The sequence below is a fragment of the Streptomyces monticola genome (assembly GCF_042665355.1).
GTDB classification, from domain to species: domain Bacteria; phylum Actinomycetota; class Actinomycetes; order Streptomycetales; family Streptomycetaceae; genus Streptomyces; species Streptomyces monticola.
On record NZ_JBHTCF010000004.1, the window covers coordinates 447,121 to 461,270 of the forward strand.

Below are 14,150 nucleotides of genomic sequence, written 5' to 3' on the forward strand. Positions count from 1 at the left end.
GTGCTGGCGGTGCAGAGCCGGTCGAGGCCGTCGCGCGCCTAACGCTCCGCGGGACGTCCGGTAAGGCACCTGCGGGTGCGTCGTGGCTGGTCGCGCAGTTCCCCCGCGCCCCTTTGGGGCACGACTGACCGCCCCTGCCTCGCCCGGCCCGACTTGTCACCCCCGGCGGCTACGCTCCTTCGCATGGCTCTCAACACCTCCCCCGAAACCCCCTTGCCGGTGGGCGAGGTCTCGCGGCTCATCGGCGGGTGGATCGACCGGCTCGGTGCCGTCTGGGTCGAGGGACAGATCACCCAGCTGAGCAGGCGGCCCGGGGCCGGGGTGGTCTTCATGACGCTGCGCGACCCGTCGTACGACATCTCCGTGAGCGTCACCTGTTACCGCCAGGTCTTCGACGCGGTGGCCGATGTCGTCTCCGAGGGCGCCAGGGTCGTCGTACACGCGAAGCCGGAGTGGTACGCACCGCGGGGGCAGCTGTCGCTGCGGGCCGCGGAGATAAAGCCGGTCGGCGTGGGCGAACTGCTCGCCCGCCTGGAGCAGTTGAAGAAGTCCCTGGCGCGCGAGGGGCTGTTCGCCGCCGAGCGGAAGAAGGCGCTGCCCTTCCTGCCGCAGCTGATCGGGCTCGTCTGCGGCCGCGCGTCGGCGGCCGAGCGGGACGTCCTGGAGAACGCCCGGCATCGCTGGCCCGCCGTCCGCTTCGAGGTGCGCAACGTCCCGGTGCAGGGGGTGCACGCGGTGCCGCAGGTGGTGCAGGCGGTCAAGGAGCTCGACGAACTGGCCGCCGTGGACGTGATCATCGTGGCGCGCGGCGGCGGCAGCGTCGAGGACCTGCTGCCCTTCTCGGACGAGCAGCTCGTCCGCGCGGTGGCGTCCTGCCGCACCCCTGTGGTGTCCGCGATCGGCCACGAACCCGACTCGCCGCTGCTCGACCTGGTCGCCGATCTGCGGGCCTCGACGCCCACCGACGCGGCCAAGAAGGTCGTGCCCGACGTCGGCGAGGAGTACGACCGGGTGCAGCTCCTCAGGGAACGGGCCCGGCGGGCCGTGGACATACACCTCGACCGTGAGGAGCGCGGCCTGGCCGTGGCGATGTCCCGGCCTTCCATGGAGCACCCGCACCGCATGATCGACGAGCGGGACGAGCAGGTCGGCGCGCTCCTCGACCGCGGCCGCCGCACCCTCGGCCATCTCCTCGACCGCGCCGACTCGGAGCTGGCCCATACGCACGCGCGCGTGGTGGCGCTTTCCCCGGCCGCGACCCTGCAGCGCGGTTATGCCGTACTGCAGAAGGCGGACGGTCAGGTGGTGCGCGCCCCCGCGGAGGCCACGGCGGGCGAGGAGCTGCGGGCCCGGGTCGCGGAGGGCGGGTTCACGGTCCGGGTCACCGAGTCCTCCGGGAGCGGGACCGACGAGGACTCCGGGTGAGGACTGCGGCTGAGGACTCCGCGTGAGCCGAAGCAGCCGAAGCACTGCCGCAACATCGTTGTCGTAACCGGGATCTAGGGTGGAACACATGAGCAGCACGGGGACCGAGACCGCCACCGAGGGCGCCCTCGGCTACGAGCAGGCGCGGGACGAACTGATCGAGGTGGTGCGTCGCCTGGAGGCGGGCGGCACGACGCTCGAGGAGTCCCTCGCCCTGTGGGAGCGCGGCGAGGAGCTCGCCAAGGTCTGCCGCCGCTGGCTCGACGGCGCGCGCGCCCGCCTGGACGCGGCGCTCACCGAGTCCGACGACGGCGAGGGCGAGGGCGAGGGCGCCGAGGACTAGGACAGCTAGCCCCCGGACCCGACCTGGATCCTGTGAAGCCGATCACCATGCCGCCGCTTTTGTTGAAAGTTAAACGTATGCGGCATACAGTCATGCGCAGAAGACAGATCCACCGTCATTGAGAAGGTTGCCCGTATGTCCCTCGTACTTGACGCCGCCGCCCAGGACCTCCTGTTCCGCGAGGCCCGCACCGCCAACACCTTCACCGACGAGCCCGTCACCGAGGAGCAGATCCAGGCGGTCTACGACCTGGTCAAGTACGGCCCCACCGCCTTCAACCAGACCCCCCTGCGGGTCACGCTCGTCCGCTCCCCCGAGGCCCGCGAGCGCCTGGTGAAGCTGATGGCCGAGGGCAACCAGCCGAAGACCGCCGCCGCCCCGCTCGTCGCGATCCTCTCCGTGGACAACGAGTTCCACGAGGACCTGCCGAAGCTGGTCCCGCACGCTCCCGGCATCAAGGACGCCTTCTTCTCCGAGCGCCCGGTGCGCGAGCAGGCCGCACAGGTCAACGGCGCGCTGCAGGCCGCGTACTTCATCGTCGGCATCCGCGCCGCAGGCCTCGCCGCCGGCCCCATGACCGGCTTTGACTTCGCCGGCGTACAGAAGGAATTCCTCGACGACGACCACACCCCGCTCATGGTCGTCAACATCGGCAAGCCCGGCCCCGACGCCTGGTTCCCGCGCCTGCCCCGCCTCGCCTACGACGAGGTCGTCACCACCGTCTGACCACGTCTGACCACCGCACGAGCGGTACGCGAAAGGCCCCCGGCGAGCGCCGGGGGCCTTTCCTTTGCGCATACCGCGGATGCTCCGCTGTCGCAGATCCTCCGCCGCTACCGCAGCGACCGGGCCATCTCCGTCAGCCGCTCCCACGAACCGGAGCCCGTGACCACCGTCGTCGCGCCCTTGTCCGTGCGTACGAGAGCGTCGTACGTCGAGCCCTCGAAGCGCTGCCAGGTCTTGTCGCCGATCCGCTCGCGGCCCGAGGTCTCCTTGGCGCCCTGGCTGACCCGGTCGACGAAGACCGGAGCCTTCTCCGTGGACTGCTCGATCGCGACGTACTTGCCGTCCGGAGCGTGGAAGCCCAGGTGCCAGTGGTCGTTCTCAGCGCCCTTGTAGCGCACAGAGGTCGGCTTCCAGCCGGCCGGGAGGCCTTCGGGGGCGAGTATCGGATAGGCCGCCGCGCGCTTGGCCGTGGCCAGCTCGACCTTGTAGTTCACGGGCTTCACGGGGTTCGTGGAGTCGTCGTGCGGGATGAAGACGTAGATGCACGCCACCACCGCACCGACCACCGCGAGGGACAGCACCATGTCCCGGATCGTCTTCGTGCCTTGCATTCCTGCCACGCCCCCCATCGTCGCAGGTGCGACTCGGCGGCCTCGCACCGGTGGGCGCAAACCCGTCCGATGCGCTCATGCGTGGCCCCCTCTGCTCATTTTGTCGGCCTAAGGATAAAGTCAAGGGCACACCCTCACGGCCGCCCACCCGTCGCCCGCCACCGCCCTGACGGACACCTTCGGGCGCAGCCACTTGGTCGTATCAGAGAAAGGTACGCCTCGATGACCGAGCATCATCTCCCGTCCGCACTCGAGGTCTCTCCGGAGGCCCCCGACCGCAACCTCGCCCTGGAACTCGTCCGGGTCACCGAGGCCGCCGCGATGGCCGCCGGGCGGTGGGTCGGCCGCGGCGACAAGATCGGTGCCGACGGCGCCGCCGTACGCGCCATGCGCACCCTCGTCTCCACCGTCTCCATGAACGGCGTCGTCGTCATCGGTGAGGGCGAGAAGGACGAAGCCCCGATGCTGTTCAACGGCGAGCGGATCGGCGACGGCACCGGCGCCGAGGTGGACATCGCCGTCGACCCGATCGACGGCACCACCCTGACCGCCAAGGGCATGCCGAACGCCATCGCCGTCCTGGCCGCCGCCGACCGCGGCACCATGTTCGACCCGTCCGCGGTCTTCTACATGGACAAGCTGGTCACCGGCCCCGAGGCCGCCGACTACGTGGACATCAACGCCCCCGTGTCGGTGAACATCCGCCGGGTCGCCAAGGCGAAGAAGTCCACGCCCGAGGACGTCACGGTGGTCATCCTCGACCGGCCGCGGCACGAGGGCATCGTCAAGGAGATCCGCGAGACCGGCGCCCGGATCAGGTTCATCTCCGACGGCGACGTGGCCGGTTCGGTCATGGCGGTGCGCGAGGGCACCGGCGTCGATCTGCTGATGGGCGTCGGCGGCACCCCCGAGGGCATCATCTCGGCCTGCGCGATCAAGTGCCTCGGCGGCACCATCCAGGGCAAGCTGTGGCCCAAGGACGATGCCGAGAAGCAGCGGGCGATCGACGCGGGGCACGACCTGGACCGGGTGCTCTACACCGGCGACCTGGTCTCCGGCGAGAACGTCTTCTTCGTCGCCACCGGCATCACCGACGGCGAGCTCCTGCGCGGTGCCCGCTACCGCGCCGAGACCGCCACCACGCAGTCCCTGGTGATGCGCTCCAAGTCGGGCACCATCCGGCAGATCGACTCCACCCACCGCCTGGAGAAGCTGCGCGCCTACAGCGCCATCGACTTCGACCGTGCGAAGTAGCCCGGAGTAGCCCGGAGCAGCAGGTAACAGGCCGGATACGACGAGTCGGGGTGCCCCTTGTGCGGAGGGGCACCCCGACTCGTGTGCGAGGTCCTGTCCGGGTTCCGTCGGGGTTCCGCCCCGGCGGCCGCGACTGCTAGCCGGCGGCCGCGATCGGGTTCGTGGTGCGTGCCGCCTTCTTCAGCTCCAGGTCCCGGCGCCTGCGGCGGGCCAGGACCACGCGGCGCTCGGCGGCGGTGAGTCCGCCCCACACGCCGTACGGCTCGGGCTGCAGCAGCGCGTGCTCGCGGCACTCGACCATCACCGGACAGCGTGCGCAGACGCGCTTGGCGGCTTCCTCGCGGGAAAGGCGCGCCGCGGTCGGCTCCTTGGACGGCGCGAAGAACAGACCGGCCTCGTCGCGACGGCACACCGCGTCCGAGTGCCAGGGAACGTCCTGGTCCCTCGGCGCGACTTCCTGAGGGCCCGGATTTTGCGTCGGCACCCTTCCCCAAGCTCTCGACTCCGCTCGAGCTGGGGACGCCCCATCGGCCGGAACTGCGGCGACCTGCAGGGACTGATGCGGCGATGGCAGCACGGTCTACTCCTGACGACGACTTCGCGGGCGAGAAGAGACGATGCAGCAGTCCCTACCCGCTGTACGCGGGCCTATGCACTGAGTTCCGGTGTACGGAAGTTCTGACTCAACTTCCGCGCCCCGCCAGGAGTGTTGGCGTGGAGCCAGGTGCCGTCCGGCGCCCCGCTCAGTGCCCCAGATGCTTGCGCATCTGCTTGTCCACGTACCGGCCGACGTACTTGTGCAGATCGGCAACGAGCTTGCCGCGCTTGGGCTTTGCCTCGATGTTTCCGAGCACCGAGAAGCCGTCCACGAAGACGACGGGGGCTTGCGCGTCGGACGCCTCCAGGGTGTCCACCTCGAAGTTGCCGAAGACACCGCTGCCGCTGCCGCGCAGCGAGACATTCTCCGGGACGCGGATCTCCACGTTCCCGAAGACGGAGACCGCCTTGATCACGATCTCCTTGTACTCGAAGAGCGCCTCGGTCAGATCGATCTCCACATTGCCGAAGACGGCGTACGCATGGGTTCTGCGGCCCACGCGCCAGCGGCCCTTGCGGGTCGAGCTGCTGAAGACCGCGACCAGGTTCTCGTCCGGCTCCGTGGGGATCGTGCCGGGCAGGGGCGCGGTGGCGTACGCGGCGGCCGCGGGCTGGTGCGCTCCCGGCAAGTCCGCTACGTACGGGTCGAGTTCGGCGACCGTCTTCGCGCGGTACACCCCGCCGATGCGCTCGGAGTGCTCCTCCGCGGTCAGGCGCCCCTCGGCGAGGGCCTCGCGCAGGATGTCGGCGGTGCGGTCACGGTCGGCGTCCGAGGCGCGAAGGCCCACGGGCGGCGCATCCCGGGGGCCGGCTTCCGGGCCCTCGGTCACCGGGGCCGCCGCGGGCGCTTCTTGGGGCTGAGGGCGCTTTTCGAGGTCCACCCCGACAGCGTACCCAAACGCGATAGATCGCGACTACCCCGCGGAGGCCGGGACTGAGCCTTACCTCACAAGTTCAGGGACAAGTCCAGGTCCTACCCTTGAGGGCGCTGGCCAAGGGAGGCCCGCCGCTGTCTGCCGAGTGAGGAATGGGCCGAGATGCCGGAATTCGCGTACACCGATCTGCTTCCCACGGGAGAGGACACCACGCCGTACCGGCTGGTGACCTCCGAGGGTGTCTCCACCTTCGAGGCCGACGGACGCACCTTCCTCAAGGTCGAGCCCGAGGCGCTGCGCAAGCTCGCCGAAGAGGCCATCCACGACATCCAGCACTATCTGCGCCCGGCCCACCTCGCGCAGCTGCGCCGCATCGTCGACGACCCCGAGGCCTCGGGCAATGACAAGTTCGTCGCCCTCGACCTGCTGAAGAACGCCAACATCGCGGCCGCGGGCGTCCTGCCCATGTGCCAGGACACCGGCACCGCCATCGTCATGGGCAAGCGCGGCCAGAACGTCCTGACCGAGGGCGGCGACGAGGCCGCCCTTTCGCGCGGTATCCACGACGCGTACCAGAACCTCAATCTGCGCTACTCGCAGATGGCTCCCCTGACCATGTGGGACGAGAAGAACACCGGCTCCAACCTGCCGGCCCAGATCGAGCTGTACGCGACCGACGGCGGCGCCTACAAGTTCCTCTTCATGGCCAAGGGCGGCGGCTCCGCCAACAAGTCGTTCCTCTACCAGGAGACCAAGGCGGTCCTCAACGAGGGCTCCATGATGAAGTTCCTGGAGGAGAAGATCCGGTCCCTGGGGACCGCGGCCTGCCCGCCGTACCACCTCGCGATCGTCGTCGGCGGCACGTCCGCCGAGTACGCCCTCAAGACCGCGAAGTACGCCTCCGCGCACTACCTCGACGAGATCCCCGCCGAGGGCTCCGAGCTCGGCCACGGCTTCCGTGACAAGGACCTCGAGGAGAAGGTCTTCGAGCTGACGCAGAAGATCGGCATCGGCGCGCAGTTCGGCGGCAAGTACTTCTGCCACGACGTGCGGGTCGTCCGCCTGCCGCGGCACGGCGCCTCCTGCCCCGTCGCCATCGCCGTCTCCTGCTCCGCCGACCGCCAGGCGACCGCGAAGATCACCGCCGAGGGCGTCTTCCTGGAGCAGCTGGAGACGGATCCGGCGCGCTTCCTGCCCGAGACGACGGATGAGCACCTGGGCGAGGAAGAGGACGTCGTACGCATCGACCTCAACCGGCCCATGGACGAGATCCTCGCCGAGCTCACCAAGTACCCGGTCAAGACCCGGCTCTCCCTGAACGGCCCCCTCGTCGTGGCCCGTGACATCGCGCACGCCAAGATCAAGGAGCGCCTTGACGCCGGCGAGGAGATGCCGCAGTACCTGAAGGACCACCCGGTCTACTACGCGGGCCCCGCGAAGACCCCCGAGGGTTACGCCTCCGGCTCCTTCGGGCCGACGACCGCCGGGCGCATGGACTCCTACGTCGAGCAGTTCCAGGCCGCGGGCGGCTCCAAGGTCATGCTGGCCAAGGGCAACCGGTCGAAGCAGGTCACGGACGCGTGCGACGCGCACGGCGGCTTCTACCTGGGCTCGATCGGCGGCCCCGCAGCCCGGCTCGCCCAGGACTGCATCAAGAAGGTCGAGGTCGTCGAGTACGAGGAGCTCGGCATGGAGGCCGTCTGGAAGATCGAGGTCGAGGACTTCCCGGCGTTCATCGTGGTGGACGACAAGGGCAATGACTTCTTCCAGGCCCCGGCCGAGCCGCCGACGATCCTGAACATCCCGGTGCGGGCGCCCGGACAGGCGTAACCGCGCACGCGGGCACACGCACCACCGCACGCAAACACACCTGACACCGCGCGTAATTACACGTACGGATCACCCTCCGCAGTCGTCCGATTGCGGAGGGTGTTCTTGTGTCCAAGGGTGGGGAGCACGCGTGCCGTGCCGTACGGCCCTGTACGGAAGGATCCCGCCTCCATGCTCCCCAAGAAGGCCCTGACCGCCGCGCTCAGCGTCACCCTCTGCGGCACGCTGGCCGTCATTCCCGCGGCGTCCGCCGCTCCCAAGGAGCCCGCCCCGACGTCGGCCGGCGTCCCGTCGCCACCGCCCACCCTGCCGCCGCTGCCGTCCCTGACGTCCCCGTCGCCGCAGCCCCCGGGACAGCCACAGCCGCAGTTCCCGTCACAGCCCCCGGCGCAGCCACAGGCCCAGCCCCCGTCCGGGCTGACCCACGACGAGGACCCGCACCGCGACCGGGAGCGCATGGCCAGGCAGTGGAAGATGATGGGCCGGTCGGGCGCGGCCACCGGCAACTCGGCCGACCTGGTCGGATCCGTCATCGGCGGCGAGAAGGACCCGAAGGAGCTCGACAAGGGCGTCGCCGAGGCGAACAAGTCGCTCGACAACCTCATGGCCATCGCCCCCGGCGGCTCGCTCGCCCGGGCCAAGGCCGCGGGGCGCGACGTGAAGCTCAGCGTGCGCCTCCTCAAGGAAGACCACCTGAAGCTGGCGGAGCAGGCCAAGAAGAACGACGTGGCCGGCTGGATGATGACCGCGGCCTTCATGATCATGCACTTCGGCTGGCTCTCCGTGGACATCTGCTTCGCCCTCGGTCTGAACGTCGCGCAGTCCTTCATCCCGTTCAAGCTGCCCGAGTTCAAGCTGCCGGAGCCGCCGCAGGACCCCCGCAAGACACCGTCCTCCCAGAACTCGCAGACACAGCCCCAGCAGCCGCGGCAACCCCAGCAGCCGCAGCCCATGGCGACGCCGTCCGCGCCCCCGCAGGCCGCCACGCCCTCGCCGTCAGCTCCGCCCGCGCCCTTCGCGCCGTGACGACGCCGCAGGGGCCGCCGATGCCCGAACCGCCGCCGGAGCCGTCGCAGGATCCGTCCCCCGAGCAGCCGAGCGCGCCGGAGCCGGAGCCCAGGCGGCCCCGGCGCTGGCCGCGCCGCCTGGAGCGGGCCAACCTCGTGCTGCTCGGCCTCTTCGCCGTCGCGACCGCCATCTGCGCCGTCCGCTACTTCCGTGAGGACGTGGACGCCGGCCACACCCAGCGCGACGGCTGGGCACCGCTGCTCGTCTTCCTGGTGCTGTTCCTGGTGTGCCTGTCGGCGGCCCTGATCCGCCCCTTCGCGCTCACGGCCAAGCGGTGCGCCCTGATGGCCACGGCGGCCACGCTGCTCTTCGCTCTCGGCACGGTCACCGTCTGGCAGATCGTCTCCCGCGACATGGAGCTGTCCACCATGGTCGGCCAGCCGGTCATGAACGAGAAGGAGACGCAGAACCACCTCAAGGGCAAGCTGACGAAGGCGTATCCGAAGTTCCGGCAGCTCCCCACCGGTCTGTTCATCCAGGGCGCGAAGTTCTCCAGCCCGGAGGAGGTGGAGGTCAACGGCTATGTGTGGCAGCGCTACACCGACGACGTGCCGGAGAGCAGCCGCGGTGTGACCTTCCCCGAGGCGCCCGACGGCTACGACATGGACGAGGTCTACAAGGCCAAGACCTCCGACGGGAAGACCGTCCAGGGCTGGCACTTCAACCTCACGCTGCGCCAGAAGTTCAGCTACGAGAAGTACCCGCTCGACAAGCAGAACATCTGGCTGCGGATGATGACCGTGAGCGCCTTCGAGAACGAGGTGCTCGTGCCGGACTTCTCCTCGTACCCGCCCTGGCGCTACGACTCCCTGGGGCTCGACCAGGACATCGTGTCCTCGGGCTGGTCGCCGTACTACACGGGCTTCAGCTATCTGGGGCACGACTACTCGATGACGTACGGAGTGACGCCGTACGCGAGCAACTTCATCACGGTGCCCGAGCTGTACTTCAACATCGGGGTGGCCCGCAGTTACGCGGGGCCGCTCACCGGCAAGCTGCTCCAGTCCTTCTTCATCTCGGCGATCATGTTCCTGGCGCTGTTCGTCTACACGAAGGACGACAAGCGCAATCCGCGCTTCGGGTTCTCGACGTGGACGGCGATCTCGTTCGCCGTGTCGCTGCTGCTCGTGGTCGTCGTGGACCAGACACAGATCCGCGAGATCGCCGGTGACACGTCGCTGACCTATCTGGAGTTCTTCGCCATCGCGCAGTACGTCGTGATCATGGGCATCTTCGCCAACGCCATCATCATCGGCTCCGAGGCGAAGGTCCCGGCCCTGGAGTGGCGCGACAACCTGCTGCCGACCCTCCTGTACTGGCCGGTCCTGATCGGGCTCTTCTTCGCGTTCACGCTGTTCGTGTTCGCCAACTAGGCGTGCGGGGAAGGCCTACTTGCGTTCCTGCGCCGCGTGCAGCTCGCGTGCCGCGCCGTCGAACATCGCGCCCCAGGCCACGTCCTTGAACTGCTCTTCCTTGGGGCGTGAGCTGGTGACGCCGACCTGCACGTCCTCCTGGAAGGCGGTACGCGCGTACCAGGGGCCGCCGCTGGCGCCATTGGTCATCCGGCACGGCTTGAGCTGCTCGCCGCCGGCCAGACGGGCGTCGGTGACCGCCGACGTGGGCCCTGTGCAGTGCTGCAGGGTCTCGCCGTCGTAGGGCTTCACGAAGGGGTAGCCGAGCGCCGACTTGGGGCCGGGAACCGGTCCGAAGTGGGGCTTGCGGGCGCCCGTGACGTCCTGCACGGTCCGGCCCTTCTCGTCCTTGCCGAGGGTGACGAAGGCGAAGTCGGCCTTGTGGTCCTCGGCTTCGGACCAGGCGGGCGCTATGCCCACGGATTCGGCGGTGTAACTGCCGTAGGGCTTCTTGCCGTTGTCGTACGCGGGCACGAAGAGCAGCCGCTTCATCCAGCCGCCGACCTCCTTGAGGTGCACACAGTGCCCGGCGGTGGCGACGACGCTGCGGTTGGCCGACTCGACGACGGCGGCCGTACAGGTGGCCTCGCGCTCCTTGCCGGTCTTGTCCGGCGGGAGCGTCATGAACAGGCGGCCGACGTTGCGTACGGAGTCGGGGCCGAAGCCCCACTTGACGCCGTCGGGCGGCTCGTCGGCGGCCGGGGAGCCGGCGGCGACGGCCGCGCGGATGCGCTCGGAGGTCCAGTAGGCGCGGATGTCGTCCGCGCCGGACTCCACGGGAGTCCCTGCGGGGGTGAGCGTGGTCGCGGCCAGTGCGGCCGCGACCACGGAGAGTATGGAGATCATGATCCGAACGTAAGGCCTAGGCGAACCGCTGGCTCGCCGAGCCGTCGCACTTCTGCAGCTTCACCGCGTCCTTTGCCGAGGCCAGGGCCAGACAGAGGCCGGTGGCCGCGGCCGGGCGCAGGGTCCCCGATTGGCGTACGAACTGCTGGTTGGCACCGCCGTGGCAGTTCCAGAGAGTGACGGCCGTGCCCGCCGTGTACGAGCCGTTCGGTACGTCGAGGCAGCGGTCATGGGTGGACTCGACATGCAGGGACCGCCCTCCCGCGCCGCCGGCGCTGTCGTACCACCAGCCCTGGTTCCGGGCGCCCGAGCAGTCCCAGCCGATGATCCTGGTGCCGTTGCGGGTGCTCGCGCCGTCGGCGTCCACGCAGGTGCCGGTGGCCGCGTTCTTCAAGGGCTTGTACGCGTCGTCCCAGGCGCCCGGGTACAGCTTCGGGCTTCCGGTGCTCGCCGGATCGGCGCAACTCGCCTCGCCGAGGCCGGAGTTGTAGAGCTGGGTCAGACAGGACGCGAAGGCACGGTGGCCGCGCGCGTTGGGGTGGAAGGACTGCCGTACCGAATTGGCGTCCGGCGGGAAGGGGTTGGAGAGGTTCACGTACAGGCCGCGCGCCCAGGTGTCCTCCATGCACACCTCGTGGCCGTGGAAGAGCCGGGAGCCGTCGAGATACGTCGCGCCCGAGTCCTTGGCGGCCTTGCGGATACCGCGCTCGAAGGCCGGCACCGCGGCGTCGCGGCCCCAGGCGGCGTCGCCGTCGTAGCCGGTGCAGCCGCCGGGCAGCTTGCCGGGGAAGCCGGGGTTGTCGTAGACGTCGGGGCCGATGGGGCTCGGGTAGCTCATCAGGACCAGCTTGTAGTCGCCGTCCGCGTACCCGGCGTCCCGCATCACCTTGCGCAGATCGCCGACGGTGGCGGTGACCTTGGGAGTGAGGCCGTCGACACGGGCCTGCCAGCCCGGCGCGTACTTGGGCTCGCAGGCGCCCTGCAGCAGGAACCAGCGGGTCACGCAGTCGGTCATCACGGGACCGAACTGCAGATCGTCGTTGGCCCCGGCGACGAGGAGCACCATCTTGATCCTCGTGTTCCTGGCCTTGATCGCGAGGCTGTCGCTCTGCACCAGCTCGTCGGCGTACTGCTTGCTGCCGCCGATCCGGATGTTGCCGGTGGAGGCGCCCGAGCAGGAGACGTTGTACGTCACGTCCGCGGCGATCCCGGTGCGGTGGACGGCCGCGTCCGGCGAGCGGTGGCACCAGTTGTCCGGGCCGTCCGTGCCGGACTCGTAGGTGCCGACCCCCTCGCCCGAGATCTCGCTGTCGCCCAGCGAAATCAAGCCAGTTTTCCGTTCGGCGAGCGGGCGCTCCGCCGGATCGCCGTAGAGCTTGGTGGCCTCCGCCGCGCGGATCTTCTCCAGCTCCGGCGGGAGCGGGGTCGAGGCGTTCACGGAAGCGGCGTCCACGGGAGCGGCCTGCGCGCCGGGAGCGCTGAATCCGACGAGGGCCGCCGCCACCGCCGCGAGCGCGGCGACGGTACATCTGAACCTGGGTCTGGTGCGTTTCATGCTGCCTCCCCGATTTCAGTGGTGCTCCCGGTATTTACTGGCGGGTAGGCGACTTGGGAATACGCGGAACAAGACAAACGCTCAAGTTTTCAGGACGTAAGCGGAGGTACGGAGATCATGGCGACGGACGGCACGAGCGGCACGGGCGGTACGGACGGCACCGACCGCGGCAGGTACCGCGTCGAGCACGACTCCATGGGCGAGGTGCGGGTCCCCGCGGACGCCAAGTGGCGGGCCCAGACCCAGCGCGCCGTGGAGAACTTCCCGATCTCGGGGCAGCGCATCGAGCGCGCCCACATCGAGGCCCTGGCCCATATCAAGGGCGCCGCCGCCAAGGTCAACGCGGAACTCGACGTACTCGACAAGGACATCGCCGAGGCGATCCAGTCGGCTGCCGCGGAGGTCGCCGACGGCCGCTGGGACGAGCACTTCCCCGTGGATGTCTTCCAGACCGGCTCCGGCACCTCGTCGAACATGAACACCAACGAGGTCCTCGCCACGCTCGCCACGGAGCGCCTGGGCCGTGACGTGCACCCCAACGACCATGTGAACGCCTCCCAGTCGTCCAACGACGTCTTCCCGTCCTCGATCCACATCGCGGCGACGGCCGCCGTGACCCGGGATCTGATCCCGGCCCTTGAGCACCTGGCGGCGGCCCTGGAGCGCAAGTCCGAGGAGTTCGCGCAGGTCGTGAAGTCCGGCCGCACGCACCTCATGGACGCCACCCCGGTGACCCTGGGCCAGGAGTTCGGCGGCTACGCGGCACAGGTGCGCTACGGCGTGCAGCGGCTGCGGTCCAGCCTGCCGCGCCTGGCCGAACTCCCGCTCGGCGGCACGGCGGTGGGCACCGGCATCAACACGCCGCCCGGCTTCTCGGCGGCCGTGATCGCGGAGGTGGCGCGGGCCACGGGCCTGCCGCTCACCGAGGCGCGCGACCACTTCGAGGCGCAGGGGGCGAGGGACGGTCTCGTGGAGGCCAGCGGACAGCTGCGGGTCGTGGCGGTCGGCCTCACGAAGATCGCCAACGATCTGCGCTGGATGGCCTCCGGGCCCCGCACCGGGCTCGCCGAAATCAATCTGCCCGATCTGCAGCCGGGTTCGTCGATCATGCCGGGCAAGGTCAATCCGGTGATTCCCGAGGCCGTTCTCATGGTCGCGGCCCAAGTGACCGGAAATGACGCGACAGTTGCGGCGGCCGGGGCCGCGGGCAACTTCGAGTTGAATGTGATGCTGCCGGTACTCGCGAAGAATGTGCTCGAATCCATTCGGCTGCTCGCGAATGCGACCCGGCTGCTCGCCGACCGCACGATCGACGGGATCACCGCCAATGCCGAGCGGGCGCGGGAGTACGCGGAGTCCTCGCCGTCCGTCGTGACACCGCTGAACAAGTACATCGGGTACGAGGAGGCGGCGAAGGTCGCCAAGCGGGCGCTCGCGGAGCGGAAGACGATTCGTCAGGTCGTGCTGGAGGGCGGATATGTGGAGCGGGGCGATCTGTCGGAGCAGCAGCTGGACGATGCGCTCGACGTACTGCGCATGACGCGCCCGTAGGCGCCGGGGCCCGGGCCGCTGTGACATCAGCGGCCCGTCGCGGGTCCGGTTACGGAA

The 14,150-nt window shown here is 69.6% G+C and carries 13 protein-coding genes; 8 read left to right on the plus strand and 5 right to left on the minus strand.

All coding sequences use genetic code 11. From position 1 onward, the window contains the following. The first annotated feature begins 183 nt into the window (after positions 1-183). The 3 genes from xseA (at position 184) to ACFQVC_RS13145 (ending at position 2,494) form a co-directional block, all read left to right on the plus strand. The gene (gene xseA / locus ACFQVC_RS13135; protein WP_381830305.1) at positions 184-1,425 is read left to right on the plus strand and encodes an exodeoxyribonuclease VII large subunit; all 1,242 of its coding nucleotides are present in this window, start codon (positions 184-186) and stop codon (positions 1,423-1,425) included. 88 nt (positions 1,426-1,513) lie between these two features. Beyond that, positions 1,514-1,768: an exodeoxyribonuclease VII small subunit gene (locus ACFQVC_RS13140; RefSeq protein ID WP_381830307.1), complete on the plus strand. Its 255-nt coding sequence runs from the start codon at positions 1,514-1,516 to the stop codon at positions 1,766-1,768. Between the two features lie 135 nt (positions 1,769-1,903). After that, positions 1,904-2,494 (plus strand): malonic semialdehyde reductase, encoded by a 591-nt coding sequence (locus tag ACFQVC_RS13145; RefSeq protein ID WP_381830309.1) that lies wholly within the window; start codon positions 1,904-1,906, stop codon positions 2,492-2,494. Positions 2,495-2,601: 107 nt separating this feature from the next. Here ACFQVC_RS13145 and ACFQVC_RS13150 read toward each other — a convergent pair whose 3' ends face one another. Further along, positions 2,602-3,123, minus strand: a complete 522-nt coding sequence (locus ACFQVC_RS13150; RefSeq protein WP_381830311.1) for a DUF4245 domain-containing protein — start codon at positions 3,121-3,123, stop codon at positions 2,602-2,604. A gap of 204 nt (positions 3,124-3,327) precedes the next feature. Between ACFQVC_RS13150 and glpX the strand changes: the two genes are divergently transcribed. After that, entirely contained in the window at positions 3,328-4,359 is a 1,032-nt protein-coding gene (gene glpX / locus ACFQVC_RS13155; protein ID WP_381830313.1) for a class II fructose-bisphosphatase, read from the plus strand. Positions 4,360-4,495: 136 nt separating this feature from the next. On the opposite strand, the gene ACFQVC_RS13160 is transcribed toward glpX, so the two are convergent. Both ACFQVC_RS13160 and ACFQVC_RS13165 read right to left on the minus strand, forming a co-directional pair. Then, on the minus strand, positions 4,496-4,936 hold the full coding sequence (locus ACFQVC_RS13160; RefSeq protein WP_381830315.1) for a WhiB family transcriptional regulator: 441 nt from the start codon (positions 4,934-4,936) through the stop codon (positions 4,496-4,498). A 166-nt stretch (positions 4,937-5,102) separates the two neighbouring features. After that, positions 5,103-5,837, minus strand: coding sequence for a DUF1707 SHOCT-like domain-containing protein (locus ACFQVC_RS13165; RefSeq protein ID WP_381830317.1), 735 nt, complete (start codon positions 5,835-5,837; stop codon positions 5,103-5,105). A gap of 156 nt (positions 5,838-5,993) precedes the next feature. Here ACFQVC_RS13165 and ACFQVC_RS13170 point away from each other — a divergent pair, with 156 nt between their 5' ends. The 3 genes from ACFQVC_RS13170 (at position 5,994) to ACFQVC_RS13180 (ending at position 10,102) form a co-directional block, all read left to right on the plus strand. Next, on the plus strand, positions 5,994-7,661 hold the full coding sequence (locus ACFQVC_RS13170) for a fumarate hydratase (RefSeq protein WP_381830319.1): 1,668 nt from the start codon (positions 5,994-5,996) through the stop codon (positions 7,659-7,661). A gap of 171 nt (positions 7,662-7,832) precedes the next feature. Next, entirely contained in the window at positions 7,833-8,687 is an 855-nt protein-coding gene (locus ACFQVC_RS13175; protein WP_381830321.1) for a hypothetical protein, read from the plus strand. 20 nt (positions 8,688-8,707) lie between these two features. Continuing rightward, a complete protein-coding gene (locus tag ACFQVC_RS13180; RefSeq protein ID WP_381830323.1) occupies positions 8,708-10,102 on the plus strand; it encodes a ligand-gated ion channel in 1,395 nt (464 codons plus the stop codon). Positions 10,103-10,117: 15 nt separating this feature from the next. Here ACFQVC_RS13180 and ACFQVC_RS13185 read toward each other — a convergent pair whose 3' ends face one another. Both ACFQVC_RS13185 and ACFQVC_RS13190 read right to left on the minus strand, forming a co-directional pair. Beyond that, positions 10,118-10,987, minus strand: coding sequence for a trypsin-like serine peptidase (locus ACFQVC_RS13185; RefSeq protein ID WP_381830325.1), 870 nt, complete (start codon positions 10,985-10,987; stop codon positions 10,118-10,120). 16 nt (positions 10,988-11,003) lie between these two features. Further along, entirely contained in the window at positions 11,004-12,542 is a 1,539-nt protein-coding gene (locus ACFQVC_RS13190; RefSeq protein WP_381830327.1) for a ricin-type beta-trefoil lectin domain protein, read from the minus strand. A gap of 117 nt (positions 12,543-12,659) precedes the next feature. On the opposite strand from ACFQVC_RS13190, the gene ACFQVC_RS13195 reads away from it, so the two are divergent. After that, complete coding sequence (locus tag ACFQVC_RS13195) at positions 12,660-14,093, plus strand: class II fumarate hydratase (RefSeq protein WP_381830329.1); 1,434 nt, start codon at positions 12,660-12,662, stop codon at positions 14,091-14,093. Positions 14,094-14,150 lie beyond the last annotated feature (57 nt).

What these genes read in the sequence shown, in the direction of transcription:
- xseA (WP_381830305.1), top strand. Translation starts at nt 184, where the DNA reads ATGGCTCTCAACACCTCCCCCGAAACCCCCTTGCCGGTGGGCGAGGTC.
- glpX (WP_381830313.1), top strand. Translation starts at nt 3,328, where the DNA reads ATGACCGAGCATCATCTCCCGTCCGCACTCGAGGTCTCTCCGGAGGCC.
- ACFQVC_RS13180 (WP_381830323.1), top strand. Translation starts at nt 8,708, where the DNA reads ATGCCCGAACCGCCGCCGGAGCCGTCGCAGGATCCGTCCCCCGAGCAG.
- ACFQVC_RS13145 (WP_381830309.1), top strand. Translation starts at nt 1,904, where the DNA reads ATGTCCCTCGTACTTGACGCCGCCGCCCAGGACCTCCTGTTCCGCGAG.
- ACFQVC_RS13195 (WP_381830329.1), top strand. Translation starts at nt 12,660, where the DNA reads ATGGCGACGGACGGCACGAGCGGCACGGGCGGTACGGACGGCACCGAC.
- ACFQVC_RS13190 (WP_381830327.1), bottom strand. Translation starts at nt 12,542, where the DNA reads ATGAAACGCACCAGACCCAGGTTCAGATGTACCGTCGCCGCGCTCGCG.
- ACFQVC_RS13140 (WP_381830307.1), top strand. Translation starts at nt 1,514, where the DNA reads ATGAGCAGCACGGGGACCGAGACCGCCACCGAGGGCGCCCTCGGCTAC.
- ACFQVC_RS13175 (WP_381830321.1), top strand. Translation starts at nt 7,833, where the DNA reads ATGCTCCCCAAGAAGGCCCTGACCGCCGCGCTCAGCGTCACCCTCTGC.
- ACFQVC_RS13150 (WP_381830311.1), bottom strand. Translation starts at nt 3,123, where the DNA reads ATGGGGGGCGTGGCAGGAATGCAAGGCACGAAGACGATCCGGGACATG.
- ACFQVC_RS13170 (WP_381830319.1), top strand. Translation starts at nt 5,994, where the DNA reads ATGCCGGAATTCGCGTACACCGATCTGCTTCCCACGGGAGAGGACACC.
- ACFQVC_RS13185 (WP_381830325.1), bottom strand. Translation starts at nt 10,987, where the DNA reads ATGATCTCCATACTCTCCGTGGTCGCGGCCGCACTGGCCGCGACCACG.